Origin of the sequence: Bacillus cereus group sp. MYBK15-3, assembly GCF_051916765.1 — a bacterium.
GTDB classification, from domain to species: domain Bacteria; phylum Bacillota; class Bacilli; order Bacillales; family Bacillaceae_G; genus Bacillus_A; species Bacillus_A cereus.
Map to the genome: position 1 here is coordinate 1 of NZ_JBQAHG010000009.1, position 26,184 is coordinate 26,184.

Below are 26,184 nucleotides of genomic sequence, written 5' to 3' on the forward strand. Positions count from 1 at the left end.
CTAAAAGCGGAAGCGGCTCGCTCAGAATGAGAGGGGGATGGAGCTTCTGACGTAGAGGCGCTTTTTGCCTCGCAGGAAGACGCGAAGCCACCGACCATTCTAGCCGCTGGAGCTGGATATATTTAAAAGCAAGGCGGCTAGATTCCTCCCATCACTCAAATATAAAATCCCCTGCTTTTTAGCAGGGGATTTTATCATTGTAATTCTTCCTTCTTTTCCTCTAAAGTAGGCATTTTCTCTTTTTTCGGCTTCCCTAGCTTAATTACGAAGAAGTATAGGGAAAGCAATGTAATAAGAAAAACAATTAAAAACGGGTACGGAGAGTAAAAGGCACGCGCCGCCTCAGTCTTTCCCGCAACAAATTTCAATGACTCAATATCTAAAAACTCAGCAAACATTTGTACACCGAGCATACTAAACCAAAAAACAAAAAAACTAATAATAATACCAAAAACTTGCTTCAATCTCGTCATTCATCTCATCCTTTCTATATCTGTAATTTTTAGCGCAATAAATATAGTACAAACAAAATATTCACAGAAAGGAACTATCTCACCATTCACGAATTAACTTAATCCAACCTAACATCGAAATTTGCAAAATAATACCCCAAATTATAAGTCTTCTTAGCCATCGAGGATAGAAGGTTAAAAATTTAACATACCATTCCAATAGCTTGTTCATAATTCCCTCCTACATAAAATTATATAGGAAAAAGGATATATAATCCAAACCCAACCAAAATGATACCACCTACTATCTCACCATATGTACCGAGCATATCTTTCGCATGTCTCCCAATTAATAAACCCATCCACGCTAATAACATGCTAACAAATCCAAAAAGTAAAATCGTAATAATTGTTTGTGCCCCATAAATACCAAGACTAAGTCCTACTGAGAAACTATCTATACTGACGCCAAATGCAAATACGAATAAACTAATTCCAATAGGGGCTGTTCTAGTCTCTTCATTTTGTAAAATGCTCGAATATACGATATAAAACCCTAGTCCGATTAATAAAATAGCACCCGCAAAATGTGCGATATCTCCATACTTCTCTGATAAAAAACGACCTAGTACCATTCCTATAAACGGCATAATAATATGAAATATCCCTATCGTCATACCAATATACAGGATTTGTCTTAACTTTAGGGGTATCATCCCCATACCAAGACTCACCGAGAACGCATCCATCCCTAAGGCGAATGCCATAATTATTAAAGGTATTAGCTGTTCAAACGTCATTCATGCCCCTCCTTGGACGTGCTACTTCACAATATGCTTATCCAAGGAGAAATATTCTGTTTGCTAATCTTACCTTATCATTCAATAATAATATGATGTCCTGCCGCTTTTGTTAAACGATTCATAATTGCATTCCCTATTCCTTCATTAGGGAATGACTCACTAAAAATAACATCCACTTCACTTGCATCAAATGTTCTAAGTACATCATATAATTTAGTCGCAACACTAGCTAAGTCACTTCTAACACCACAAGATAATATAACATCTGCACTATATACATGCTGATACTCTTCTGTCGTTAATACGCCTACTTTAAATCCTTCTTCCTTTTTCTCATCCACAAGATGCTGAATAAACTCACGTGAACCCTCAACAATACTAAGTGGTGCTTTCGGCGCATAATGTGTGTATTTCATTCCAGGCGATTTCGGTTTTTCCTTCTCATCCTTTAAAGCTGGATCTAAAGAAACAGTACCTATCACCGCTTCTAATTGTTCTTTCGTAATCCCACCTGGACGTAATATTGTTGGAACCGCGCTTGTACAATCAATTACAGTTGATTCAACGCCTACTCCAGTTGCACCACCATCAACAATACCTGCAATCTTCCCATTCAAATCTTCATATACGTGAGAAGCTAATGTTGGACTTGGACGCCCTGAACGATTCGCACTTGGTGCTGCAACAGGTACATTCGCCTCTTCAATAAGAGCAAGTGCAATTGGATGATCAGGCATTCTTACTCCAACCGTATTAAGTCCTGCCGTCACCTTCTCTGAAATCCCTTCTTTTCTCGGCAAAATAATTGTTAATGGTCCTGGCCAAAAATGCGCCATTAACTTCTCTGCAACTGGTGGAATTTCTTTCACAATCCCATCTAACTGAGATTTTGTACCTATATGGACAATGAGTGGATTATCACTCGGTCTTCCTTTCGCTTCGAAAATTTTCGCGATTGCTTCATCATCCATCGCATTTGCACCTAACCCATATACTGTTTCCGTAGGGAAAGCCACCGCCTCATTTTCTCTTAATAATTTTGCTGCTTCTTGTAACTGTGGATAATATTTTTTTCTTTCCACAACATTATCCACAACCCACATGTTTGTATGCATTTTTTTCCACGTCCTTTTCTACCCTTAAATACTTGTATATTTTTAGTTTACTATGAGATTTATCCAAAAGACAAACAAGGTTTATCCACAAAATGTGGATAAACCTAATTAATCCGTGGATAACTTTGTGAATAGCTGACAATTTAGTATTATTGCATTCTGCTCTTTTATATTTTTACAAAAATGTTCTAGTTGTTGAATTCCCTCTGGAACCTCATCCTTTTCTATAGTAAAAAAGTCAAAAAACTGAAAGATCGGTACAGATTGTGGATGATTTGTTAGTAAGTACAATTGTTGAACACTTTTTTCTTTCATATACTGCAAAAACATTTCAAAAAAATATAAGAAAGTCTGTTTATCCACATGAGGTGTGAATAAACAAGAACGAATAAGCACATCTTCCCCACTTTGTTCATAACCAATTACAGCTCGTATTTCTTCCGCCTCTTCCAAAATCATAAATTGTGCGTACAACTCATTTATTTTATCATCTTTTTTATTAGCTTGTCCGAAAAAAGAATGTAATCTTTCCACATCTGCTTTCGTAGCAAAATACACTTTCTTCATAATAAATCCCTCCTCATTTTTATATATGAAGAGGGATTTATTAATAGTACTATTTAGAGAATAAAGATGTAAAAGCTTCTACAATAAACAATTTAACTTCTGGCTTTTCTTCTTCCTCTTCTACTTTTACATACTCATTTTGCTTTTCTTGTTTTTTCTCCACAGGTTTCTCCACTTTTTCCACAGTTTTCATTTCTTCTTTACTTACAGGCTGCTCTTTGACTTTTGTTTCATTTTTTACTACTTTCTTTTCAGAAGCTGTTACTTTTTTTACTACTTCCTGCTTTACAGCTTTCGTTTCTTTTACCTTATCTACTTTCTTCTCTTCTTTATCTATTACTTCCTCATCTAGTTGTTTCACCTGCTCCTCTTCAGGAGATTCCGCCTTCACAACGTGCTCTTCTTTTCTTACAGCTGTCCCGCTCGAAAAATCTAAGAAACACATTGGTGGAAATAATACACACCACCAGTTCGCCCCTTCACCTTCTCCAATTGTGATTAATACTGCTTCATATTCTCCTGCTGGATAAATAAAATTCCCGTATACCTTTGTAGGAAACTTTACATTCTTACTAAATTTAACTTGAAATGAATCTTTACTTCCTTCTCTTTTTAACGTATTTTCCACCGTTTTCTCGATTTCTGGAATATGACTTTGAATTACTTTGCGTGCCTCTTCAAATGAAGTTAAATCCGCTACCCACCCATCAATTTGTGCTTTTACTTCATCACGCACTTTACGTTTCAATGCCTGGTCTTTATCTGAATCACTATTTGCTAAAATTCGTAATCGAACGGCCTCTTTCGGAATAACTGAAGGCCCTTTCGCATCAGCTTTCATATATCCAAACTGCACAAGTAACTGTGCACCAATTAATAGTATAAGAAGATAAGCAATAACTTGTTTTTTCATTTCCTCCACCGTCCCTTCTACAAACAGTGTGGACAGACTTTCATCTTTCTAAACTATTAAATTCAAAATCTATATGAATTTTTCCACAAAAAAATAGAGTAAGGTGTGAACCTTACTCCATCTCTGCAAATACCATACGATCTTTTCCGTTAATATCGAAAACAACCTCAACATGAGCATGTGGAAAAGCTTGTTGTAACAATCTTTTTACATCCTCACCTTGTCCTACTCCAATTTCAAACGCCACAATCGCTTTCTTCTGCAACACATTCGGCAATTCTTCCATAAAACGGCGATAGAAATCTAATCCGTCTTCACCACCAACAAGTGCTCTCTTCGGCTCATGCTCTTTCACAACAGGAGAAAGACCACGCCAATCCTCTTCCGGTATATATGGAGGATTTGAAACAACAACATCTAGCTTTTGACCCGTTTTATGAAATGGTGACAATAAATCACCGTGATAGAACGTTACTTCTGCACCTAAAGCTTTTGCATTTTCTTTTGCAACTTCAATCGACTCTTGTGCAATATCTACTGTATAAACATGAAGATTTTCATTTTCTAAAGCAAGCGTAATAGAAATCGCTCCACTACCTGTACCTATATCTGCTACATGTAGTTTCTCATCACCAAAATGGCGCTCGATTCTTTCTAATACTCCCACTATAAGCTCTTCTGTTTCCGGTCTTGGTATTAATACTTCTTCATTCACAAAGAAAGACCGTCCATAAAACATTTCATAACCAATCATATATTGAATAGGAATACCTTCTACATGCTTGTGGATAAACTCCGTAAAGCTTTTCTCTTGATCCTCAGTTATTTCTTCACGCATATTCATAAGTAATCCTGTTCTGTTCACCTTTAATACATGACAAAGGACAATTTCTCCCGCATTTTCATCTCGTCCATTTTCCTGTAAAAAAGAAGAAGCCCATTTCAGGGCTTCATAGACACGCATTACTCAGCTGCCTCCATCTTTTGAGCCTGATCTTCCATCACTAAGGCATTGATGAAATCATCTAACTTACCTTGTAAGATTTGATCTAGCTTTTGAATCGTTAAACCGATTCGATGGTCTGTAACACGGTTTTGCGGGAAGTTATACGTACGAATACGCTCTGAACGATCTCCCGTACCAACAGCTTGTTTACGGTTTTGATCATACTCAGCTTGCGCTTCTTGTCTAAACTTATCATAAACACGTGCGCGTAATACTTTCATCGCTTTTTCTTTATTCTTGATCTGTGATTTCTCATCCTGACAAGATACAACTACACCAGTCGGTAAATGCGTTAAACGCACCGCTGACATCGTTGTATTAACGCTCTGTCCACCAGGTCCACTAGAAGCGAATGTATCAACACGAACATCTTTCTCATGAATATCAATTTCTACTTCTTCTGCCTCTGGTAATACAGCTACAGTTGCTGTAGATGTATGAATACGTCCACCAGATTCCGTTTCAGGAACACGTTGGACACGGTGAGCACCATTCTCGAATTTCAGCTTCGCGAAAGCACCTTTACCATTAATCATAAAGATAATCTCTTTATATCCACCTAACTCTGTATAGCTAGCCTCAATAATCTCCGTTTTCCAGCCCTGTACCTCAGCGTAACGGCTATACATACGGTATAAGTCACCAGCAAATAAAGCTGCCTCGTCTCCACCAGCAGCTCCACGAACCTCAACGATAACGTTCTTATCATCATTAGGGTCTTTTGGAACAAGTAAAATTTTCAGACGCTCTGATAATGTTTTATCTTGTGATTCTAACTCAGAAACTTCTTCTTTTACCATTTCACGCATTTCTGCGTCTAACTTATCTTCTAACATTGCTTTCGCATCTTTTAATTGCTCACGAACATCCTTATACTCACGATACACCTCTACCGTTTCCTGTATATCAGACTGTTCCTTTGAATATTCACGAAGCTTATTTGAATCACTAATAATCGCTGGATCACTTAACAATTCATTTAACTTCTCATAACGATTTTCTACAGCTTGCAAACGATCTAACACATCATTCACCTCTACATCCTAGTATCTAATACAAATAGTATATGGTACTTACTCAAAAAAACGCAAATTATATTTAAAAGCGCAAGCGGCTCGCTCAGAATCGCAGGCCATTGGAGCTCTCGACCTTGAAGCGCTTTTTGCTTCGAGCGAGAGAGCGAAATGGCCGGAGATTCTAGCCGCTGGAGCTAGATAATATATTTAAAAGTGGCGGTGGCTCTTTCAGCTCTGACCAGCTAAGGTTCTTTCGACCTAAAGGTGCTTTTTACCTTTTGGGCGGAAGGTTCTTAGATGCGAAGAGCTAGCCACCAGAACTAGATATATTTAAAAGCGTAAGCGGCTCACACCGCTCATTCTCTCTATTTTGAAAAAAACCCGCCTTGCGCAGCGAGTTTTACTTATCTTTGTTTGCAGGTACTGCATGACAATGACGACAACGCGGTTCATACGATTCTGAAGCTCCAACTAAAATAATTGGATCATCAAATGCCGCTGGTTCTCCATCAATTAATCGTTGTGTACGACTTGCTGGAGATCCACATACAGAACATACTGCTTGTAGTTTTGTTACATGTTCAGCAATCGCCATCAGCTGAGGAACTTGTCCAAATGGTAGACCACGGAAATCTTGGTCTAAACCAGCTACAATGACACGATAGCCACGATTTGCCAATACTTGCACCACTTCCACAATGTCCCCATCAAAAAATTGCACCTCATCGATTGCAATAACATCCAGCTCTTCTGTAATATGTTCAAATATATCCTTTGAAGCTGAAACAGGAACTGCTTTTACCTTTAATCCATTATGTGATACTACATCTTCTTCACTATATCGATTATCAATACATGGTTTAAATACAATTGCATGTTGTTTTGCAAATTGCGTACGGCGCACACGGCGGATTAGCTCTTCTGACTTGCCAGAAAACATACTACCGCAAATCACTTCAATCCAGCCATTTTGATTTATTAAGTACATGAAGCTCTCCTTTCATCTACTTTTCAGTTAAAAGTAGGGTAAAGGTATAATATTTTCGCAAAAAAAACAGACAAGCGAATACATACACTTGCCTGTTTTATGTTTTTATTACTTAAGACCGTATTTCTTATTGAAGCGGTCAACGCGTCCGTCTGCAGTAGCAAACTTCTGACGTCCAGTGTAGAATGGGTGAGAATCAGAACTGATCTCAACTTTTAGTAATGGATAAGTGTTACCATCTTCCCACTCAACAGTTTCGTTAGATCCTTTAGTAGATCCGCTTAAGAATTTGAAGCCTGTGTTTGTGTCCATGAATACAACTTTCTTGTAATCTGGGTGAATTCCTGCTTTCATTCTTTTCATCTCCTTCCGCCCTGAATCATTTTCGAAACAGAGTTTTTCATCTTCAGCTGCATACACAACTATATTGATGAAACACATATGATGAAATTATAACAAGGCTAACTTCATTTTGCAACTACCTGTTTTTGTCTTTTGAAATTAAAAGTGTAGACGGCTCGTTTAGCTCTGACTGGCTAAGGTTCTCTCGCACAATAGGTGCTTTTTACCTTTCGGGCGGGAGGTTCTTAGACACGAAGAGCTAGCCGTCGGAACTAGATACAATTTAAAAGCGCAAGCGGCTCGTTCAGAATGGGAGGGGGATGGAGCTTCTGACGTAGAGGCGCTTTTTGCCTCGTAGGAAGACGCGAAGCCACCGACCATTCTAGCCGCTGAAGCTGGATATTAAATTTAAAGTGGAGGTGGCTCGCTCAGCTCTGACCAGCTAAGGTTCTTTCGCCCTAAAGGTGCTTTTTACCTTTCGGGCGGAAGGTTCTTAGATGCGAAGAGCTAGCCACCGGAACTGGATATTATCTTAAAGTGGAGACGGCTCGTTTAGCTCTGACTGGCTAAGTTTCTCTCACTTCTCTCTCTCTTTAATATCACCTAAACAGCATAAAAAACTCGCTTACTATAAAATAAGCGAGTCCTGATTTTTTCCCTTTACTTAGTTGTTACATACCTTTTTGAGTCTGCAACAATGTTTTGTAAAAACTCTTCATTTGTCTTCGTTTGACGAAGCTTACGTAAGAAACTTTCAACGAAGTCTGGTGTATCACGCATTGTTTTACGAATGCCCCATAACTTGTCTAAATGTTCTTTTGGAATTAATAGATCTTCTTTACGTGTACCAGAGCGACGAATATCGATCGCCGGGAAGATACGACGTTCAGCTAATGAACGATCTAAGTGAAGTTCCATATTTCCAGTTCCTTTAAATTCCTCGTAAATAACATCGTCCATACGGGATCCTGTATCAACAAGGGCTGTTGCTAAAATTGTTAAGCTACCGCCTTCTTCAATATTACGCGCAGCTCCAAAGAAACGCTTCGGTCTATGGAAGGCAGCTGGATCGATACCACCTGATAATGTTCTACCACTTGGTGGAATAACGAGGTTGTAAGCTCGAGCTAAACGGGTAATACTATCCATTAAAATGATAACATCTTTCTTGTGCTCTACAAGACGCATCGCACGTTCTAACACAAGCTCAGCTACTTTAATATGATTTTCTGGTACTTCATCAAAAGTAGAACTTACAACATCTCCTTTAACAGAACGTTCAATGTCTGTTACTTCCTCTGGACGCTCATCAATTAAAAGTACAATTAATTCTGCTTCCGGATGATTTGTTGTAACACTATGCGCAATTTCTTTTAATAGACTTGTTTTACCAGCCTTTGGAGGCGCAACAATTAAACCACGTTGTCCAAATCCAACTGGTGCGATTAAATCCATGATGCGTGTCGGTAACTTTTTAGGTTCCGTTTCCAATTTCATTTGGCGATCTGGGTATAATGGTGTTAATGCAGGGAAATGCACACGCTCTTTTGCTGAATCTGGATCATCTCCGTTTACAGCTTCAACTTGTAATAACCCAAAATAGCGTTCATTTTCTTTCGGAGGTCGTACTTTACCAGAAACCTTATCTCCATTACGTAAATCGAAACGACGAATTTGCGAAGCTGAGATATAAATATCTTCTGAGCTTGGAGAATAGTTGATAGGACGTAGGAATCCAAATCCTTCTGATTGAATAATTTCTAATACGCCTTCCATGAAAAAGAAACCTTCTTTTTCTGCTCGAGCTTTCAAAATAGAAAAAATTAACTCTTTTTTCGTTAACTTGCTATAATACGAAATCTTAAATTCTTTCGCAAGCTCGTATAACTCTTTTAATTTCATGTTTTCTAATGCTGCAATTGACAAATTCATTCAGACACCACACTTTAACGTTATTCTCTTTTTTCATGGGTAAAGGGAAAAAATACGGAAGGCAAATAATTAATAATGAAAGGCAATAAGTTCAAGTAGGGTAATATTCACTATTGTAACCCTTTTATCTAGTTTTAATCAATACGTTGGAACACAAATACAAGAAGCGAAGACAAGAAAATTTGTCTTCGCTTCTTATTTAATTTAGTTCCAGCTCCGATAGTTAGAAAAGTCGACCATTTCACTCTCTCACTCGAAGCAAAGAGCGCTTCAAGGTCGAGAGCTCCAAATAGCCTGCGATTCTGAACGAGCCGCTTGCACTTTTTATTTAATCCAGCTTCAGCAGCTAGAATGGTCAGTCATTTCACCCCTTCCTGCGAGGCACAAAACGCCTCTTCGTCAGGAGTTCCAATGCCTTCCCCTTCTGAGCAAGCCACCTCCGCTTTTTACTTAATCCAGCTTCAGCAGCTAGAATGGTCGGTGGCTTCACTTCTTCCTACGAGGCAAAAAGCGCCTCTACGTCAGAAGCTCCATCCCCCTCCCATTCTGAACGAGCTGCTTACGCTTTTTATTTAATAACCAAGTTTGGTTTTTTATTCAAGCTATGACGACCATCTACGAAGCGAACTGTGCCTGATTTTGCGCGCATAACAAGGGATTGCGTTGTTCCTACGCTACCTTTAAATTGAACACCGCGTAATAGTTCTCCATCTGTTACGCCTGTTGCTGCAAAGATTGCATCGTCACCTTTTACTAAGTCCTCCATACGAAGGATACGATTAATGTCTTCTATACCCATTTTTTTACAACGCGCTAATTCAGCTTCGTTTTGTGGCAATAGTTTTCCGTGAATTTCTCCACCTAAACATTTTAAAGCAACTGCTGCTAATACACCTTCAGGTGCTCCACCAGATCCAAATAAAATATCTACACCTGTACGATCAAACGCTGTATTAATCGCTCCAGCTACATCTCCATCATTAATCAATTTAATGCGAGCACCAGCTTTACGAATTTCTTCGATAATTTCTTGATGACGTGGACGATTTAAAACTGTCGCTACAACATCTTCAATATCTTTATTTTTCGCTTTCGCAACTGCACGTAAGTTATCAATAATAGGCGCATCAATGTCGACCGCCCCAACTGCTTCTGGGCCAACCGCGATTTTATCCATGTACATGTCAGGGGCATGTAACAAATTACCGTGGTCTGCAATTGCAATAACAGCAAGAGCATTCCAGCCACCAGCTGCTACGATGTTTGTCCCTTCTAAAGGATCAACCGCAACGTCTACACGTGGTCCATATCCTGTACCTAATTTCTCTCCGATATATAGCATTGGTGCTTCATCCATCTCACCTTCACCAATTACAACTGTACCTTTCATCGGAATTGTATCAAATACATCACGCATAGCTGATGTTGCTGCACCGTCTGCCTCATCCTTTTTCCCGCGCCCCATCCAACGCGCTGATGATAAAGCTGCAGCCTCTGTTACACGTACTAACTCCATAGATAAACTTCTCTCCACGATAATCCCTCTCCTTTAAGTCTTTATATTTCTGCCGTATTTTGTGAACCGTGTTTTTCTATAAAGTGTACTTCCGCAAGTAGTGATGCTTCACTTCCCCCTTGCGGAAGTATCACTTATGCGTTCTTCATTTCTTCAATTTCTTGCTTTGTCATTTGTTCTCGCCAAATGTTTGCTCCAAGCCCTTTAAGCTTGTCCACTATATTCTCATAACCTCGATCAATATGCTCCAGTCCTGTTACTTCTGTAATTCCATCTGCCATTAATCCTGCAATAACAAGTGCCGCTCCCGCTCGTAAATCACTCGCCTTCACTTTTGCACCTTGCAGTAACACAGGACCAGTTACAATTGCCGAACGACCCTCTACTTTAATTTGAGCATTCATACGACGTAATTCATCAATGTGTTTGAAACGGGCACCGTAAATCGTATCTGTTACAACTCCCGTTCCGTGCGCCTTTGTTAAAAGCGTCGTAAACGGCTGTTGTAAATCTGTTGGAAAACCTGGATATACAAGCGTTTTGATATCAACTACTTTTAACTTTCTATTACCGTTCACCGTAATTTGATCATCGTTCGTTTCAACTTGAACACCAGCTTCTCTTAGCTTTGCAGTAACTGATTCTAAATGCTGAGGAATAACATTATCAACCGTTACTTCTCCTCCTGATGCAGCTCCTAGAATCATATACGTACCAGCTTCAATACGATCTGGGATGATAGTATGGTGACAACCATGTAAAGAGTCCACACCATCTATTCGGATTACATCTGTACCAGCACCTTTAATACGTGCCCCCATGCTTGTTAACAATGTAGCTACATCAATAATCTCAGGCTCTTTCGCTGCATTTTCAATAACAGTTCTACCTTTTGCTCGTACAGCTGCTAGCATAATATTAATCGTAGCTCCTACACTAACAACATCTAAATAAATACGTGCCCCGCGTAGCTCATCTGCTCTTAAATAGATGGCACCTTGTTCATTCGTAACATGTGCACCTAGCGCTTCAAACCCTTTAATATGCTGATCAATCGGCCTCGGTCCTAAATGACATCCACCCGGAAGCCCAATAACAGCTTTTTTAAAACGGCCAAGCATTGCACCCATTAAATAATAAGAAGCGCGCAATTTTTTCACTTTTCCATTTGGCAAAGGCATTGCAACCATGTTAGAAGGATCGACTACCATCTCCTCCTCCTGTCCATAAGTTACTTTCCCTCCAATTTCCTCTAGTAAGTCTCCTAACATTTTCACGTCCGAAATATTAGGGACACCACCAATAGTTACTGGAGTATCTGCTAAAATTGTCGCTGGAATTAATGCAACGGCACTGTTCTTTGCACCACTTACTCGAATTGTTCCATTTAAAGCTCTTCCGCCTTCAATTAGCAATTTTTCCATATTGAGCTCCCTTCTTGTGAATGTATTTACTTTCTATCTTTTTATAGAAAGCTCCCCTTAAGAATCTCAATTACTCTTTCCATCCCAAAACTCAATAAATAGGAAACCATTATCTTCATTTCTCCTGTAGCACGAATAGATAAAGATCAACTATTCATCGAATGCACTTTATCAATTTAGATACGTTATCACATTTATTAATAGGACTATGCACATTATTTTCTATTTAAAAACAAAAATGATAAAATCTTTAGACTTGTTCACGCTTTCATTATACAACGAAAGGAAACCGTCTAAAAGACTAGACGGTTTCCAAAACGGAATTTTATTCTTACGCTTTACCGTTAGAACCGAATTCGCGAATTTTACCAATAACAGTTGCTTTGATAGCGTCGCGGCCAGGTCCGATAAATTTACGAGGATCGTAAACTTCTTGGTCTTTGTTTAATACTTCACGAACAGCTTTTGTAAACTCGATTTGGTTCTCAGTGTTTACGTTGATTTTTGAAGTACCTAAAGAGATAGCTTTTTCGATATCAGCAGTTGGGATACCAGTACCACCATGTAATACTAAAGGTACGCCAGTGAAGTCACGAACTTGTTCCATTTCAGCGAATCCTAAGTTAGGCTCACCTTTGTAAGGACCGTGTACAGAACCTAAAGCTGGAGCTAGGCAATCGATACCTGTTGCTTCAACAAGGTGCTTACACTCTGCTGGGTCAGCGTAAATTACGCCTTCAGCGATTACGTCGTCTTCTTGTCCGCCAACTGTTCCAAGCTCAGCTTCAACAGATACGTTACGAGCGTGTGCGTATTCTACTACTTGTTTAGTAGTTTCAACGTTTTCTTCGAATGGGTGGTGAGAAGCGTCGATCATTACAGATGTGAAACCTGCATCGATTGCTTCTTTACATTTTTCGAAGCTTGAACCATGATCAAGGTGAATCGCTACAGGAACAGTGATGTTCATTTCTTCGATTAAAGCTTTAACCATAGCTACAACTGTTTTGAAACCAGTCATATGACGAGCTGCACCCTCAGATACACCTAGGATTACAGGAGATTTTTCTTCTTCCGCAGCAGCTAAGATAGCTTGAGTCCACTCTAAGTTGTTCATGTTGAATTGACCAACTGCGTATTTTCCTTCTAGTGCTTTGTTTAGCATTTCTTTCATAGAAACTAAAGGCATGGTGAATCCTCCTAAAAAACGTTTTTTGTATCCGATAAGTTCTTATCGCTGGTAGTATGACCAGAATAAGGTAAAATATGTATATATACATACCGGACTTTTTTCTACACTCAATAGGATAACAACTTGTACTCAAAAACTCAACCGTATTCACCTGCACAATAGTCCATGTAAACGCTTTTTTCCATATTTTTTATAAAAAATTCATTTTTACGCCTCTACAGCGAGCTCATTTCTCACAGCTTGACGAATTTCATCAATATCAAATGGTTTAGCAAAATGCATTAAAGCACCTAAATCTTTTGCTTCTTGGATCATATCAAGCTCTCCATAAGCAGTCATTAAAATTACTTTAATACTCTCATCAATTTCTTTTACATGCTTTAAAATCTCTATACCATCCATACCTGGAATCTTCATATCTAACACAACTAAATCTGGATTATCTTTTTTCACGATATCTAAAGCTTGAAATCCATTTGCTGCTTGGAATGTCTGATAACCTTCTTTTTGGAACACTTCATGTAATAACACACGAATGCCATATTGATCATCAACGATTAAAATTTTCCCTTCCATAACTCCCAACCTTTCTGTGTAAGTACAAGATTTAAAGCTTCTTATATCTTAACGATTAATTTTCGCTATTCTTTGGCAAATTCCTTCCTATTCTTTCTTATTTTACCGTTTCCTATTTTGTTATGCTACCCTACGATTTCACCTTTCTAAAAAAATAAACTATAATGAAAGCCGGCAAACACGTACGAAGGGAGTAACATTATGTTAAAAATTTTTTCAACTCAATTAAGTGGTTATTTCTCCAGAGTTTCTCAAAAAGAAGAAATGAATATAGAAGATAGTGCTCGTTTACTTGCTCAAGCACTAGTTGGCGATGGTTTCATTTATTTACATGGTACAAATGAAATGGAAGGCGTTGTTGCCGAGGCACTATTCGGTGCTGAACCAATGAAGCAAGCAAAACGATTATTTGAAAATGGTAAAGAAGCAGAAGTAACCTCTGCGGATCGTGTACTTCTTATTAGCCGTTTTTCAACAGATGAAGCGATTGTAGAAATTGCAAAAAAACTACAAGAAGAGGGACACTCTATTGTCGGCATTTCTGCTCTTCAAGAAGGTACGGAATCACTCGAACGATATACAGACGTACATATTGATACAAAACTGTTAAAAGGTCTTATTCCAGACGATGAAGGTAATCGCTACGGATTCCCAAGTTTAATAGTAGCTTTATTTGCTTATCACGGAATCAAATTTACAATCGATGAAATGTTAAATGAATATTAAAAAAAGCGCCTTATTTCAGGCGCTTTTTTTATTACTTGCTCTCTTTATTCGTAATAGAAGCTCTTACGAAGTCATGGAACAATGGTTGTGGACGGTTTGGACGAGAAACAAGTTCTGGGTGGAACTGTGCTGCCACGAACCAAGGGTGGTCTTTTAATTCAATGATTTCAACTAGACGGCCGTCTGGGCTTGTACCAGAGAATACAAATCCTTCTTTTTCCATATCAGGACGGAACTGGTTGTTGAACTCATAACGATGACGATGACGCTCATATACAACCGGCTCATTATAAGCATTGTAAGCATTTGTTTCTTCAGCAAGCTTACATGGGTATAGACCAAGACGAAGTGTACCACCTAGGTCCTCTACATCTTTTTGTTCTGGTAATAAGTCGATGATTGCATATGGTGTGTCAGGGTTGATTTCAGAAGAGTTAGCACCTTCTAAACCTAATACATTACGTGCGAATTCGATTGATGCAAGTTGCATACCTAAGCAAATTCCTAAGAATGGAACTTTGTTTTCACGAGCATATTGAATCGCAACGATTTTACCTTCTACACCACGATCGCCGAAGCCACCTGGTACAAGGATACCATCTGTATCGCCAACTAATTCTTTTACGTTTTCTGCTGTTACGTGCTCAGCATTTACCCATTTTACTTCTACATCTGTGTCGAATGAGTAACCAGCATGACGAAGTGCTTCTACAACAGAAATATAAGCATCTTGAAGTTCTACATATTTACCAACAAGAGCGATTTTTGTTTTCTTAGAAAGATTACGCACTTTGTTAACTAGCGCAGTCCACTCTGTCATATCTGCAGCTGGATTGTCTAATTTTAAGTGGTCACAAACGATTTGGTCCATGTTTTGTTCTTGAAGAGATAATGGAACCGCATATAAAGTATCTGCATCGCGAGCTTCGATAACTGCTTTTGTATCGATGTCACAGAATAATGCAAGCTTGTCTTTCATATCTTGAGAAACAGGCATTTCTGTACGAACAACGATAATGTTTGGTTGAATACCTAAGCTACGAAGTTCTTTAACACTATGTTGTGTTGGTTTTGTCTTCATTTCACCCGCTGCTTTTAAGTACGGGATTAACGTACAGTGAATGTACATTACATTGTCACGACCGATGTCGCTCTTAATTTGACGGATTGCTTCTAAGAATGGTAGAGACTCGATGTCACCAACAGTTCCACCGATTTCTGTAATAACAACATCCGCATTTGTTTCACGACCAGAACGATATACGCGTTCTTTAATTTCGTTAGTAATATGAGGAATAACTTGAACTGTTCCTCCTAAATATTCACCGCGACGCTCTTTTTGAAGAACTGAAGAGTAAATTTTACCTGTTGTTACGTTGCTGTATTTGTTTAAGTTAATATCGATGAAACGCTCATAGTGACCAAGGTCTAAGTCAGTTTCTGCACCATCATCTGTTACGAATACCTCACCGTGTTGGTATGGGCTCATAGTCCCTGGGTCTACGTTAATGTATGGATCAAACTTTTGAATCGTTACGTTTAAACCACGATTTTTTAAAAGTCTTCCAAGAGATGCTGCTGTAATACCTTTTCCTAAAGACGATACTACACCGCCTGTTACAAAAATATACTTAGTCATGAAAAAGCTCCCTTCTACTCTGTTGTTATATAATCACCGTTGCAAAGCGCAACGTATGTAGATAACACTGTATCCATCTTATTGTTAGACTCTTTTTATTTTCTAAACAAAAAACAAAAAAGAAAATTGCTCCCCTCATCACAAAAAGTAATAAGTAGGGAGCAATTTTCTTTTATATTTACACTTTAAAAGTATTATCGTCCTTTTTTAAAGAGCCCAAAAATGATTCTACATGGACGATAATGAAAAGTCAAGAACTACAGTTCTTCCTCTTCTTCTTCTTCAGTTTCATCATACTCAAGTTCTTCTTCAGCGAAGTCGTCGTCATCTTCGTCTAAATCATCAAGATCGTCGTCATCTCCGTCTTCTTCTTCAAGAACCTTGTCCAAATCTTCTACATCGTCTTCATCTTCACTTACGTCTGCATCGTCGAAGTCATCTTCGTCTTCTTCAATGTAGTCGTCAAAACCGTCTTCTTCAACTTTACGTTTCTTCTTCGGTTTTGGTTGAGGCAAGATTTCTTCATCAATTTGCTCATATGGGTACCAGCTGCGTAGTCCCCAACGATTTTCTCCTAAATTAATGAAACGTCCATCGATGTTTAAGTCTGTATAAAATTGTGCGATTTTCGCATTAACTTGCTCTTGAGATAGTCCCAGCACTTGAGCGATTTCTTGAACCAACTCGTTGAATGTCGTTGCTTGTTTTTTATCCCCTAAAACGCTATGTACAACTTCAATCATTGAACATTCTTTTAGCTCTTCTGGTGAATATTGCTTAAAATCCACTTATGCGGCACTTCCTTTCATCAAATATAACCTTATATATAACGGCCTGCTTAAAAAAATCCATACTATTCATTATAAACAAAAGTCGCACAAATATGCTACAAAAAAAACGGGAAACTTTTATAGGGTAGTAAAATTATAATTTGTCTGTTCCTTATTTCGGAAGCATATGGGCCCCTTGCAATACATACCTAATTTGCATTTCTGTATATTCTTCGAGCGTATACAGTTTTTGCAGCGCCCAGCGTCTAAATCCCCACATCTGTCCTTGTATAAAAATATTATGCGCAAGAAGCTGTATTTCTTTTTTATTTAATGTAAATGTTCCATTTTCCGTACACTGTTCTAAAATATTCTCGAACATTCCTACCATTTGAAACTCCTTTTCTAATACATACGGAAGTGATTCTTTCGGTAAAAAGCGTACCTCTTGATACATTATCAATACTTCTTCCTGTAATTCGTCCATCACTTTAAAGTAATTCGTTATTGCTATCTTTAAACTTTCTATACTCCCTTTTTCTGTACACACTACTTCCTCTAATCTTTCTTTTACATGTTCATATATACTATCACAAACTAAATATAAAACATCATCTTTGGTACGAATGTACTCATAAAGTGTCCCTATACTAAACCCAGCCGCTTTTGCAATTTCTCTCGTTGTTGTACGCGGAAATCCTTTTTGTTTAAACAGTTGCACCGCACCTTTAATCATTTGTTCACGTCTTAACGCAACTAATTTTTCATCTTTCACTGATGCATGCACATTATGTTTAACCATTCCCTTCACCTCTCTCTATTATTTTTTGGAAGGAAAAAGCGTAGGAAAATACCTACGCTTTCGTTCCTACTTCGTTAACATACGAGAAATTACAAGCCTCTGAATCTCTTGTGTTCCTTCATATATTTGTGTAATCTTTGCATCTCGCATATAACGCTCTACTGGATAATCTTTCGTATAACCGTAACCACCAAATACTTGCACCGCTTCAGTCGTCACCTTCATCGCTGCATCGCCTGCAAATACTTTTGACATCGCTGATTCTTTTCCATACGGAAGCCCTTCTGATTCAAGCCAAGCCGCTTGATATGTTAAAAGGCGTGCTGCTTCTACATCTGTTGCCATATCCGCAAGTTTAAAGCCAATCCCTTGCTGCGCCGCAATTGGTTTTCCAAACTGATGGCGCTCCCTTGCATATTCTACAGAAGCATCTAAAGCCCCTTGTGCAATCCCAACAGCTTGCGCCGCAATACCGTTACGACCTCCATCTAATGTTTGCATCGCAACTTTAAACCCTTGCCCCTCTCCTCCAAGTAGATTCTCTACAGGAATACGGCAATCTTCAAACATAATTTCAGTCGTTGGTGAAGAGCGAATCCCTAGCTTGCTCTCCTTCTTCCCAACTGAAAATCCCGGTGTATCACTTTCTACAATAAATGCACTCGTACCGCGCTGCTTCGATTCAGGATCAGTTAGCGCAAAAACAACATAAATATCAGCAATACCACCATTAGTGATAAATATTTTTGATCCATTTAATACATAATGGTCTCCATCTCTTTTAGCAATCGTCTTCATTCCACCAGCATCCGATCCAGATCCTGGTTCCGTTAAGCCGTATGCACCAATTTTCTTCCCTTCAGCCATCGGTCGTAAAAACTTTTGCTTTTGCTCTTCCGTCCCAAATTTAAAAATTGGCCATCCCGCAAGTGAAGTATGCGCAGACAGTGTTACACCTGTTGAAGCACAAACGCGAGATAATTCTTCAATAGCGATTACGTATGCTAAGTAATCGCTTCCAATTCCGCCGTACTCTTCAGGCCATGGAATACCAGTTAAACCAAGCTCTGCCATTTGATCAAATAACTCTCGATCAAATCGCTCTTCTTCGTCACGCTCAGCTGCTGTTGGTGCCACTTCATTTTTAGCAAAATCTCGAACCATTTTTCTTATCATTTCATGCTCTTCTGATAGTTTAAAATGCATCTCCGTCTCCCCCTCGCCCTTTTATAAAGCACGGCTAATAACAAGTTTCTGTATTTCACTTGTTCCTTCATATATTTGCGTAATTTTCGCATCACGGAAAAATCGTTCTACTGGATAGTCTTTCGTATAACCGTAACCACCAAATACTTGCACCGCCTCAATCGCGACTTCAACCGCTGTCTTAGAAGCAAATAATTTCGCAATAGATGCTTCTTTACCGCATGGTAATCCTTGTGCCCTAAGAGATGCCGCTCTATATACGAGTAACCTTGCTGCCTCGACACTTGTTGCCATATCTGCAAGCTTGAAGCCAATCCCTTGCTGCGCCGCAATTGGTTTTCCGAATTGCTCACGTTCTTTCGCATAATCAATTGCACAGCCAAGCGCCGCTTCAGCAATTCCTAACGCCTGCGCACCGATTCCAATTCGCCCAACATCTAAATTCGCCATCGCCACTTTGAATCCTTGTCCTTCTTCCCCAAGTAAATTCTCAGCTGGCACTTTCATATCTTCAAAAGTAAGTTGTACTGTACGAGAACCGAGAAGTCCCATCTTATGTTCATCTTTTCCAATGATTAAACCAGGTGTATCTTTCTCTACTATAAATGCAGAAATACCACTTTTTCCTGCCTCTGGATTTGTAGAAGCGAATACAATGTATGTACTTGCTTCACCACCATTTGTAATAAACACTTTCGATCCATTAATAATATAATGATCACCTTTTTTCACAGCTCTTGATTTCAAACTCCCTGCATCTGATCCTGCATTTGGCTCTGTTAAAGCAAATGCACCTAAATATTCCCCGGTTGCAAGTTTAGAAACATATTTTTTCTTCTGTTCTTCTGTTCCGAAATATAAAATCGGATTCATTCCAACTGACGTATGTACAGCTAAAATTACACCAACTGTTGCACTTACCTTTGAGATTTCCTCAATTGCTAGAATGTAAGAAATAAAGTCCATTTCTGCCCCGCCGTATTTTGCAGGCGCTGGAATACCCATTAATCCAAGCTCACCCATCTTTTGCAAAATCGCTTTCGGGAACACCCCTTGTTCCATACTAGGAACAAAGGGGGCTATTTCCTTCTGTGCAAAATCCCGAACCATTTTCCTCATCATTTGCTGCTCTTCATTAAAACGAAAGTTCATATATTCCGCCTCCATTTGCTATATATCCTTTAAATAATTTGGTAAGACCACTATGTTGTAACAAAGGGGGCATTTATTCGTAAACGTAGAATCCACGACCTGTTTTACGCCCTAACCATCCTGCATTCACATACTTACGTAATAATGGACATGGGCGATATTTACTATCTCCTAACCCTTCATGCAACACTTCCATAATGTATAAACACGTATCTAAACCGATAAAATCAGCGAGTGTCAAAGGCCCCATCGGATGGTTCATACCAAGCTTCATGACTTCATCAATTGCTTCTTTCGTCGCTACACCTTCATATAACGTATAAATTGCTTCGTTAATCATCGGTAGTAAAATGCGGTTTGATACAAAACCTGGGAAATCATTCACTTCAACTGGTACTTTCCCAATTTTTTTCGTAATATCTTCAATTGCTTCATATACCGCATCATCGGTAGCCAAACCACGAATAATCTCAACAAGCTTCATAACTGGAACTGGATTCATAAAGTGCATACCGATTACTTTTTCCGGACGCTTCGTTACCGCTGCAATTTCTGTAATTGGCAGAGATGACGTATTCGTCGCTAAAATTGCGTGTTCTGGAGCAATTTCATCTAGATTCGCAAAGATTTTCTTTTTAATATCCATTTTCTCAACAGCTGCTTCAATAATAAGATCCGCTTCTTTCACACAATCTAAATCAAGCGTTACTGTAAGACGATTTAATGTCGCTTCCTTCTCTTCTTCCTTCATGCGTCCTTTTTCTACTTGGCGCGCTAAGTTTTTCGTAATGATAGCCATTCCTCTATCTAATTGCTCTTGCTTTAAATCTTGTACCTTCACGTCATATCCTGCCATTGCACATACTTGTGCAATTCCTGATCCCATTTGCCCTGCACCAATTACAACAATGTTTTGTACACCCATTTTTTCTTCCCCCTTAATTGTTAATAAATTTTATACCCTCGAACTTTAATTAATGGACTTCAATCATCACTGCGTCCCCTTGACCGCCACCGCTACAAATCGAAGCAATTCCAATTCCGCCGCCGCGCTGCTTAAGTGCATGGATTAGTGTAACGATAATGCGCGCTCCGCTTGCTCCAATTGGATGTCCCATCGCTACCGCGCCGCCATTTACATTCAATTTTTCCGGATCAATTCCTGCGATTTCTGTACTTGCAATTGCTACCGCTGCAAAGGCTTCATTAATCTCGAATAAATCGATGTCTTCAATTTTCTTGCCTGTTTTTTCAAGCAATGCGTTAATTGCATAACCTGGCGTTCTTGGGAAATCTTTAGATTCCACTGCAATTGCTGTATGCGCCAAAATTGTCGCTAATGGCTTTCTTCCTTCTTGCTTCGCTCTGTCTTCGCTCATTAATACAAGTGCGGCACCACCATCATTTAGTCCCGGCGCATTACCAGCTGTCACCGTCGCTGTCTTATCAAATACAGGTTTTAACTTTGCTAACTTTTCAATCGTTGTATCTTCACGTGGCGCCTCATCCTTTGCAACGACAATAGGATCGCCTTTTCTTTGCGGAATCGTTACTGGCACGATTTCCTCTTCAAAACGCCCTTCTTTATGCGCTGAAACCGCACGCTGATGGCTACGATATGCCCATTCATCTTGCGCTTCGCGAGAAATTCCATCTTCCTTCGCAACTTCTCCGCCATAAACGCCCATGTGTGTACCTGAAAATGCGCATGTTAAACCGTCAGCAACGTTTAAATCAACAACTTCGTTGTTACCCATTCTGTATCCCCATCTTGCTCCGCGTAAAATGTAAGGACTGTTACTCATCGACTCCATACCGCCGGCTACAATCAGTGATTGATCGCCAGTACGAATAATCTGATCCGCTAACGTAACCGCACGAAGTCCTGATGCACAAACTTTATTCACTGTTTCCGTCTGCACTTCCCAAGGGATTCCAGCAGCCCTCGCAGCTTGGCGCGATGGAATTTGCCCCTGTCCACCTTGAATAACCGTTCCAAATATAACTTCTTCAACATCACTAGCCGCAACATTTGCTCTTTCAAGCGCTGCTTTAATTGCAATTCCTCCAAGTTCCGTCGCTTTTACATCTTTTAAAGATCCTCCAAATTTTCCAACTGGTGTTCTTGCAGCACTTAAAATAACTGTTTTACTCATGTTTCTTTCCCCCATTTCATTTTTTAACACTGAGCGCTCGCTCGGTATCCCTACGTTGAGAAGAGGTGCAATCATTGCACCTCTTTCTAAAGTTGTATACATTCTTACAAATTACATCGCTTCTTTTTTCTGTCCGATAACAGATCGTTCTAAAATCTCTGTCACATCAAGAGTTTGAACTTTCTCTTCTACCTCTTTCGCTTTCGTTCCATCACTGATCATCGTTAAGCAATATGGACAACCTGTACCAATAATCGATGGCTGTACAGCTAATGCTTGTTCTGTACGAGCAACGTTAATACGTGAACCTGTTGTTTCTTCCATCCACATTAAGCCACCACCTGCGCCACAGCACATTCCCGTTTCACGGTTACGTGCCATTTCTACAAGATTCACTCCAGGAATCGCTTTCAAAATGTCACGTGGCGCTTCATACACTTCGTTGTATCTTCCTAAATAACAGGAATCATGGTACGTAACTGTTTCTTCAATAGCGTGAACAGGCTTTAAGCGCCCTTCTTTCACCCACTGAGCTAACAATTCTGTATGATGATAGACTTCTGCTTGCAAGCCAAAGTCCGGATACTCATTTTTAAATGTGTTATAAGCATGAGGATCAATCGTAACGATCTTCTTCACTCCTGCCTTTTCAAATTCTTCGATATTCTTTGTCGCCATCTCTTGGAATACAAATTCATTTCCAAGGCGGCGTGGTGTATCTCCAGAATTCTTTTCTTTATTACCGAGAATTGCGAATGAAATGCCTGCTTCGTTCATTAACTTCGCAAACGATATCGCAATCTTCTGACTACGATTGTCGTATGATCCCATTGAACCAACCCAGAATAAATACTCGAATTCCTCCCCAGCTTTTGATTTTTCTTTTACAGTTGGAACTGTTACTTCGTCATCACCTTGGCGCCATGTTTCACGCTCTTTACGGTTCAGCCCCCACGGATTTCCTTGACGCTCGATATTTGTCATCGCGCGTTGTGCTTCCGCGTCCATTTTCCCTTCAGTCAAAACGAGATATCGACGTAAGTCAATAATTTTGTCAACATGCTCATTCATAACTGGGCATTGATCTTCACAGTTACGACACGTTGTACATGCCCAAATCTCTTCTTCTGTAATAACATCTCCGATTAAACTCGGATCGTAAGCGAGCGTTGTAGACGCTGATTCTTGTTGTCCTTTTCCAGCTGCCATCATCGCTAACTGATTTCCTTGTGTATTATTGAAGGCAACTACTGGAACCCACGGTGCTTTTGATGTTACCGCAGCTCCTTTATCAGTTAAATGATCGCGAAGTTTTAAAATTAAATCCATCGGCGATAACATTTTTCCTGTTCCTGTTGCAGGACACATATTTGTACAACGGCCACACTCTACACAAGCGTATAAGTCAATAAGTTGATTTTGTCTAAAGTCTTCAATTTTACCAACACCAAATGTTTCTTGCGTTTCATCTTCAAAATCAATCTTTTCAAGCTTTCCTGGGTTTGAAAGACGACCGAAGAATACATTAGCTGGTCCTGCAATTAAATGCGCATGTTTTGATTGTGGAACATACACTAAAAACGTTAACAAAATTAGTAAATGCACCCACCAAGAAAAATAGAACACTGAAATGGCTACGGTTTCATTTATCCCGCTAAAAACGTAAGCGATTGCAGAAGCAATTGGTTCACTCCATGAAAGCTCCTCGCCATGCCATATAAGTCCCATACCGTTACCAAGTAGCACAGAAATCATTAAACCACCGATAAAGATAAGAACAAGACCTGATTTGAAGTTACGTTTTAAACGAACAAGCTTTTCTACATAACGTCTATGAAAAGCCCAAAATACTGCAATTAAAATAACAAGTGTGACAATTTCCTGGAAGAATGTAAATGCAGGGTATAGTGGTCCAAGTGGAAGATGTGATCCTGGTGCGAGTCCTTTCCAAACGAAGTCAATTGCTCCAAATTGGACAAGAATAAATCCGTAAAAGAACATAACGTGAATGATGCCGCTTTTCTTATCTTTCAGCAGCTTTTTCTGACCGAAAACATTGACCTTAAGGAGATCCCAACGCTCTTTAAAACGACGGTCAAACTCAATTTTTTTTCCTAATTGTATGTAGGCCATTCTCGTCCGTATAAGATATACAAACAAATATCCTGCATAAGCAATAACAGCAATGGCAGCCAGCCAATTAATAATCAGTAAGCTATTCATTTTTATGCTACCCCTCTCTTTGTAAGCCCTCTTTCTTTTTGAATCTTCAAAAATATATAATTTTCTGAATTATATTCCCTATCCCCATTATATAATGAGTGAGCATTCAGTCAACAGTTTTTTGTTATAGAACAACACATTTTTTCATAAAGCTGTTTATTTCGGTGAAACTATAAAGTGAAACTTTAATCAGTAGGGGCGGTTCTTCCCCCGCTGATTATTAGTTGAACCAATCGGGCTTTTACGGGCAGTTGATTTCCAAACTAACTTCTACTTATTCAACAGTTTTTGAGGTGTGAGGCTTACTGCCCTTTAAAGCGGGATAAAGTGCAACTTTCATCAATGCAACATACTATCCTCTGATGAAGTTTATAATAACAACCGTGCTACCCGTATCATTTGTAACACACTGAAGGTGAAAAGAATGCGAAGGAGGGAATTCACTGATGCTCTACTTATCTCTTTTGTTAATATCCGTTGCTCTTTGGATTACAATTGACCTTTCATACGGGAGACTTCTTCATTTAAAACGAGTAAGCTCTCGCACTTTCCCTTTACGTCAAAGTGATTTTCGCCTTTATACATACGGGAAAGATTTATATGACGCTTTATTTACTGACATAAAACAAGCACAGCACCACATTCATATTTTATTCTTCATTGTAAAAAACGATAAAATCAGTCGTGAATTTTTAAAATTGCTGATTGATAAGGCTCAGGAAGGAATTGAAGTACGACTTTTACTTGATCGATTTGGCAGCCATTCTTTATCAAACGAAGCTATTCGCTCCCTGCAAAAACATGGTGTATCTTTTTCATTTTGTCATAAGGTAAAATTTCCTCTTCCTTTCTTTTCTGCCAATCAAAGAAATCATAGAAAAATTACAGTGATTGATGGGAAAACCGGCTATATCGGGGGATTTAATATTGGCGAAGAGTATCTAGGGCATAATGAACACTTAGGATTATGGCGAGACTATCATTTACGTCTTACAGGAGAAGGGGTTCAAGATTTACAAAAGCAATTTTTACATGATTGGTTTGATGATACGAAACAGAATTTATTGGATGCTTCTCTTTATTTTCCAAAACAACAACCAGGTACCATCCTGCATCAATTTATTCCGACTGATGGTGCTTATTTACAGCATACTTTTTTACATTTAATTAACGCGGCAAAAAAAGAAATCTGTATCGGTACACCATATTTCATTCCTGGAAAAAAAATTATGAATGCCTTATTAAAAGCAAGAGAAAGAGGGGTTCAAATCACAATTCTTGTTCCAGAAAAAGCTGATCACCCTCTCGTTCGGGAAGCAAAATTCCCGTACTGCCGAAAATTAATACAGGCTGGTTGCAATATTTATGCATTTCAACAAGGTTTTTTTCACGCCAAAATTATTATAGTGGACGATGATATTTGTGATATCGGAACGGCAAACTTTGATATGAGAAGTTTATATATTAATCATGAAATAAACTGCCTGTTATATAATAAACATTTCATTCAAACAGTAAAAAATAAATTCCATGAAGATCTAGAGAATGCATCCGTACTTTCCTATAGCGATGTAAACCCGCCTTCTCTTATCGATAGAGGAAAGGAATGGATTGGAACAATGTTTGCTTTCTTTTTATAGGAAAGACAATGAATAAAAGAGGTGTATC

Annotated in this window: 25 protein-coding genes; 2 read left to right on the forward strand and 23 right to left on the reverse strand. The window is 39.0% G+C overall.

All coding sequences use genetic code 11. The features are described from left to right. Positions 1–194: 194 nt before the first annotated feature. From ACTFR8_RS26650 to spo0F, 15 genes are all read right to left on the reverse strand, one after another. A complete protein-coding gene (locus ACTFR8_RS26650) occupies positions 195–473 on the reverse strand; it encodes a DUF3935 domain-containing protein (protein ID WP_000197472.1) in 279 nt (92 codons plus the stop codon). A 79-nt stretch (positions 474–552) separates the two neighbouring features. Next, complete coding sequence (locus ACTFR8_RS26655) at positions 553–684, reverse strand: hypothetical protein (protein ID WP_001037636.1); 132 nt, start codon at positions 682–684, stop codon at positions 553–555. Between the two features lie 19 nt (positions 685–703). Beyond that, complete coding sequence (locus ACTFR8_RS26660; RefSeq protein WP_000142463.1) at positions 704–1,252, reverse strand: manganese efflux pump MntP; 549 nt, start codon at positions 1,250–1,252, stop codon at positions 704–706. Between the two features lie 77 nt (positions 1,253–1,329). Then, positions 1,330–2,370, reverse strand: a complete 1,041-nt coding sequence (locus ACTFR8_RS26665; RefSeq protein WP_000557351.1) for an L-threonylcarbamoyladenylate synthase — start codon at positions 2,368–2,370, stop codon at positions 1,330–1,332. Positions 2,371–2,478: 108 nt separating this feature from the next. Then, positions 2,479–2,937 carry a mechanosensitive ion channel protein gene (locus ACTFR8_RS26670; protein WP_000758437.1) on the reverse strand — a complete coding sequence of 153 codons (459 nt, stop codon included), beginning with the start codon at positions 2,935–2,937 and terminating at the stop codon, positions 2,479–2,481. A gap of 49 nt (positions 2,938–2,986) precedes the next feature. Beyond that, positions 2,987–3,850, reverse strand: a complete 864-nt coding sequence (gene spoIIR / locus ACTFR8_RS26675) for a stage II sporulation protein R (RefSeq protein WP_144608172.1) — start codon at positions 3,848–3,850, stop codon at positions 2,987–2,989. 112 nt (positions 3,851–3,962) lie between these two features. Next, positions 3,963–4,814 (reverse strand): peptide chain release factor N(5)-glutamine methyltransferase, encoded by an 852-nt coding sequence (gene prmC / locus ACTFR8_RS26680; protein ID WP_001267055.1) that lies wholly within the window; start codon positions 4,812–4,814, stop codon positions 3,963–3,965. After that, positions 4,814–5,881, reverse strand: a complete 1,068-nt coding sequence (prfA, locus tag ACTFR8_RS26685) for a peptide chain release factor 1 (RefSeq protein ID WP_000887064.1) — start codon at positions 5,879–5,881, stop codon at positions 4,814–4,816. The genes prmC and prfA overlap by 1 nt, the downstream gene beginning before the upstream one ends. A 391-nt stretch (positions 5,882–6,272) precedes the next feature. Further along, positions 6,273–6,860 carry a thymidine kinase gene (locus ACTFR8_RS26690; protein WP_000280859.1) on the reverse strand — a complete coding sequence of 196 codons (588 nt, stop codon included), beginning with the start codon at positions 6,858–6,860 and terminating at the stop codon, positions 6,273–6,275. 108 nt (positions 6,861–6,968) lie between these two features. Next, on the reverse strand, positions 6,969–7,214 hold the full coding sequence (locus ACTFR8_RS26695; protein WP_000643433.1) for a type B 50S ribosomal protein L31: 246 nt from the start codon (positions 7,212–7,214) through the stop codon (positions 6,969–6,971). A 648-nt stretch (positions 7,215–7,862) separates the two neighbouring features. Further along, positions 7,863–9,134 carry a transcription termination factor Rho gene (rho, locus tag ACTFR8_RS26700; protein WP_001053903.1) on the reverse strand — a complete coding sequence of 424 codons (1,272 nt, stop codon included), beginning with the start codon at positions 9,132–9,134 and terminating at the stop codon, positions 7,863–7,865. Positions 9,135–9,702: 568 nt separating this feature from the next. Continuing rightward, positions 9,703–10,668 carry a class II fructose-bisphosphatase gene (gene glpX / locus ACTFR8_RS26705; protein WP_000442340.1) on the reverse strand — a complete coding sequence of 322 codons (966 nt, stop codon included), beginning with the start codon at positions 10,666–10,668 and terminating at the stop codon, positions 9,703–9,705. A gap of 116 nt (positions 10,669–10,784) precedes the next feature. Then, positions 10,785–12,074, reverse strand: coding sequence for a UDP-N-acetylglucosamine 1-carboxyvinyltransferase (murA, locus tag ACTFR8_RS26710; protein WP_000413254.1), 1,290 nt, complete (start codon positions 12,072–12,074; stop codon positions 10,785–10,787). A gap of 331 nt (positions 12,075–12,405) precedes the next feature. Next, positions 12,406–13,263 carry a class II fructose-bisphosphate aldolase gene (locus ACTFR8_RS26715; protein WP_001131855.1) on the reverse strand — a complete coding sequence of 286 codons (858 nt, stop codon included), beginning with the start codon at positions 13,261–13,263 and terminating at the stop codon, positions 12,406–12,408. Positions 13,264–13,473: 210 nt separating this feature from the next. Next, complete coding sequence (gene spo0F, locus ACTFR8_RS26720; RefSeq protein ID WP_000398594.1) at positions 13,474–13,842, reverse strand: sporulation initiation phosphotransferase Spo0F; 369 nt, start codon at positions 13,840–13,842, stop codon at positions 13,474–13,476. A 201-nt stretch (positions 13,843–14,043) separates the two neighbouring features. On the opposite strand from spo0F, the gene ACTFR8_RS26725 reads away from it, so the two are divergent. After that, positions 14,044–14,568 carry a DUF2529 domain-containing protein gene (locus ACTFR8_RS26725; protein WP_000912400.1) on the forward strand — a complete coding sequence of 175 codons (525 nt, stop codon included), beginning with the start codon at positions 14,044–14,046 and terminating at the stop codon, positions 14,566–14,568. Positions 14,569–14,599: 31 nt separating this feature from the next. Here the strand turns inward: ACTFR8_RS26725 and pyrG are convergent, their stop codons facing one another. The 8 genes from pyrG to ACTFR8_RS26765 form a co-directional block, all read right to left on the reverse strand. Next, positions 14,600–16,207, reverse strand: coding sequence for a CTP synthase (gene pyrG, locus ACTFR8_RS26730; protein WP_000170460.1), 1,608 nt, complete (start codon positions 16,205–16,207; stop codon positions 14,600–14,602). A 257-nt stretch (positions 16,208–16,464) separates the two neighbouring features. Continuing rightward, positions 16,465–16,995 carry a DNA-directed RNA polymerase subunit delta gene (rpoE, locus tag ACTFR8_RS26735; RefSeq protein ID WP_000346280.1) on the reverse strand — a complete coding sequence of 177 codons (531 nt, stop codon included), beginning with the start codon at positions 16,993–16,995 and terminating at the stop codon, positions 16,465–16,467. 154 nt (positions 16,996–17,149) lie between these two features. Next, the gene (locus ACTFR8_RS26740; RefSeq protein WP_000238599.1) at positions 17,150–17,779 is read right to left on the reverse strand and encodes a TetR/AcrR family transcriptional regulator; all 630 of its coding nucleotides are present in this window, start codon (positions 17,777–17,779) and stop codon (positions 17,150–17,152) included. A 66-nt stretch (positions 17,780–17,845) separates the two neighbouring features. Beyond that, positions 17,846–18,985 (reverse strand): acyl-CoA dehydrogenase AcdA, encoded by a 1,140-nt coding sequence (acdA, locus tag ACTFR8_RS26745; protein ID WP_000545549.1) that lies wholly within the window; start codon positions 18,983–18,985, stop codon positions 17,846–17,848. A gap of 21 nt (positions 18,986–19,006) precedes the next feature. Then, positions 19,007–20,137 carry an acyl-CoA dehydrogenase gene (locus tag ACTFR8_RS26750; protein WP_001011165.1) on the reverse strand — a complete coding sequence of 377 codons (1,131 nt, stop codon included), beginning with the start codon at positions 20,135–20,137 and terminating at the stop codon, positions 19,007–19,009. Between the two features lie 73 nt (positions 20,138–20,210). Continuing rightward, the gene (locus ACTFR8_RS26755; RefSeq protein ID WP_000538880.1) at positions 20,211–21,062 is read right to left on the reverse strand and encodes a 3-hydroxybutyryl-CoA dehydrogenase; all 852 of its coding nucleotides are present in this window, start codon (positions 21,060–21,062) and stop codon (positions 20,211–20,213) included. Between the two features lie 49 nt (positions 21,063–21,111). Next, positions 21,112–22,395, reverse strand: a complete 1,284-nt coding sequence (locus ACTFR8_RS26760) for an acetyl-CoA C-acetyltransferase (RefSeq protein WP_002005994.1) — start codon at positions 22,393–22,395, stop codon at positions 21,112–21,114. Positions 22,396–22,404: 9 nt separating this feature from the next. Further along, a complete protein-coding gene (locus tag ACTFR8_RS26765) occupies positions 22,405–24,516 on the reverse strand; it encodes a heterodisulfide reductase-related iron-sulfur binding cluster (protein WP_001086776.1) in 2,112 nt (703 codons plus the stop codon). Positions 24,517–24,962: 446 nt separating this feature from the next. On the opposite strand from ACTFR8_RS26765, the gene cls reads away from it, so the two are divergent. Next, complete coding sequence (gene cls, locus ACTFR8_RS26770; protein WP_000966427.1) at positions 24,963–26,156, forward strand: cardiolipin synthase; 1,194 nt, start codon at positions 24,963–24,965, stop codon at positions 26,154–26,156. The last annotated feature ends 28 nt before the right edge of the window (positions 26,157–26,184 follow it).